Consider the following 2,672-nt stretch of genomic DNA (forward strand, 5'->3'; position numbering starts at 1 on the left):
ATTTTTAGACCAATTTATTGCAACCGCAGTAGGACAGTCTTAAGTCCGACAGGCTCCTGGAATAGGATATGGCAAGAGTTTTTTTGACACTATTTTTCGAAAACTTTTTCGGAAACTATTTACGCTATCCTGGCAAGCTGATGTTTAAAGTTCCCTTTGCGGCTCATCAGCTGCACAAAGCAAGATCGAAGCTAATCAGAAATTTTTGTATAGATTCTCATTCCTGTGTGTAATGCAAAAACTGGCCATTGAGCATCTGCGATAAAATCACCATTTTTGTTATTGAATGAACAGGCATCAGCCGAAAATTTAGGCTCTAATTGATACATTTCAGGTCTGTAACTAGCCAGTAAAGACGGCGATGTGAGTACGGTAATTTGATGATTAAGAATGCCAGAACTTAAAAGCCCAAAAGAACAACGGCCTATCAAAGATTCTCGAACACACATACGGTAGTGACCCCCCATAAGAACAAGGCTTGTAATCTTTCTTTCTTTTAAAAAAGGCAATAAGGGAGGCTCAGTTTTTGCGTTAAGCACACCTAGCGCTTGCTTGGTGCAGTGAAAATCTGGTTTTTTAATAACATCATAGATATGCCTTGGATGTGCTTCTTTGTGCTCATGAACGACAATGATTCTACATCCAAGCTCTTTACAAAAGCGAAGGGTTTCTTGTTGGCTTTGTTTTCTAACAAGATGATTCTCAACAGTCTCAGAACTCCATTTTTTATCCATCTCATCTATTACGATGACTGCCGTGTTGGCATGATGCTCTGGTTTATGAAACTTAACGATATCTCCAAGTAATGAACCGTTTATTATTGTCATTAATCACTCTCCTTTTAAGTCTTTAGCTTATTGGACAATAATCTAAATTCATTGTTTGATATTTTGTTATGGTGATTAACATTCTTGTCATTAAGACTAAGTAGTCAAGGTCGCCTTTCAATGGATGGCGGCGGTAGCCTGGTTAATCTGCATAAAAAGTTCAAGCTAGTCATTCATCCATCCTTAGCTCAATGATTTTCGCCGGCTCATTTTCATGGATGATCAACAGATGGCCATCGGCGCTGAAGGTGGCTGAGGTGATCCCTCTAAGATTGGAAATGTAGGCTTTTTTCTGCCATGTCCCATCGCTTGTCTGGCCATAAATTTCCGCCTCGTTATTGTTAGTGGTGATGACCACATGGCGTCCATCGATGCTAAAGCTTGCTGATTTGAGATATGAAACAAAGAAAACGACGGTTTTTCCTTCCCAGGATCCATTGAGCTTTCGGCTATAGATTTTCGCCTTCCTGTCTACACCGAGGGTGATCACATGGCGGCTATCGGCGCTAAAGGCTACTGAGTTGATTTGCATATGATGGGAAATGGTAGCTTTTTCTTCCCATGATCCATGATCGTTCTGGCCATAGATTTTCGCCTCATTATCTTGACCGTGGGTGATCACATAGCGGCTATCGGGGCTGAAGGTGGCTGAGTAGACCCAACCATTATGAGAAATGGTGGCTTTTTCTTTCCATGATCCGTCTTCCTGACCATAGATTATCGCCCTGCCATCTTGACCGGAGGTTACCATATGGCAGCTATCGGCGCTGAAGGTGGCAGAGAGGAAATGATCTCCATGGGAAAAGATGGTTTTTTCTTCCCATGACCCATCGTCCTCCAGGCCACAGATTTTGACCTTGAGACCTGTATTGACGTTGCTATCTGCACTAAAGGTGATCATATGGCGGCTATCGGCGCTGAAGGTGGCTGATATGACTGAATCATCATGGTGAATGATGGCTTTTTTTATCCATGACCCATCGTGAATCTTGCCATAGATTTTCGCTTTGCAATCATAGCTGGTGCTCACCACATAGCGACCATCGGCGCTGAAGGTGGACGATGATACTAAAGTGTTGTGGCTAATAATGGCTTTTTCTGTCCATGACCCATCGTCTTCCCGGCCGTAGATTTTCGCCTTGCCATTGATACTGGTGGTCACTACAAAGCGACCATCGGCGCTGAAGGTGGCTGATGTGAGAGGGTTATCATGGGAAATGATGGCTTTTTCTTCCCATGATCGTTCGTCCTTTTTACCATAGATTCTCGCCTTGCCGTCTGCACTGGCGGTCACCACATAGTGGCCATCGTTACTGAGCATGAATGATCTGACAGAACCATTATGGGAGATAGTGCCTTTTGCTTGCCATGATCCGTCGGTCTCCCGGCCATAGATTTTCACCGTTTGACGATCACAGATGCTCACCAGATAGTGACCATCGGCACTCAAGGTAGCTGAGTTGATCTCGCCATAATTGGGAAGGGTGGCCTTTGTCTCAAATTTAAATGTTTTACATTCAATCATCAGTTGAGTGAGAGTGGAAAAGAACAGGGCAGGGCAATAAAAACTCGCCTGGCGATCCATGACTGATTTGACTAATGCCTTATCCTTTGTAAAACGGCTCAACCAATCCTCGAGTTGATCTTTATCTTTTGCAGTGCCGATGGTTCTTGGAATAGCCTGGTGAGATGAAGCAATCTGGCGATACCATGCCCTTACCAATGATGCATCATTTTTGAGAGCGTTGTTAATGTATGAATTTGTCAGTGTTAAACAGACAATATCACGAGTCTGCAAATATCTATAAATTTTGGATTGTATTTCAATGGGTAAATCGAGCAATA

2 protein-coding genes are annotated in these 2,672 nt (G+C 43.1%); both read right to left on the minus strand.

Features of this window, described 5'->3' with window-relative positions:
• Nucleotides 1-191: 191 nt before the first annotated feature.
• The gene (locus KDK17_RS02705; RefSeq protein WP_257252638.1) at nucleotides 192-827 is read right to left on the minus strand and encodes a hypothetical protein; all 636 of its coding nucleotides are present in this window, start codon (nucleotides 825-827) and stop codon (nucleotides 192-194) included.
• Between the two features lie 169 nt (nucleotides 828-996).
• The coding region (locus KDK17_RS02710; protein WP_257287287.1) for a hypothetical protein at nucleotides 997-2,672 on the minus strand (1,676 nt) is incomplete at its 5' end.

This window comes from Endozoicomonas sp. SESOKO2, from assembly GCF_024606245.1.
Taxonomy (GTDB): Bacteria; Pseudomonadota; Gammaproteobacteria; order Pseudomonadales; family Endozoicomonadaceae; genus Endozoicomonas_A.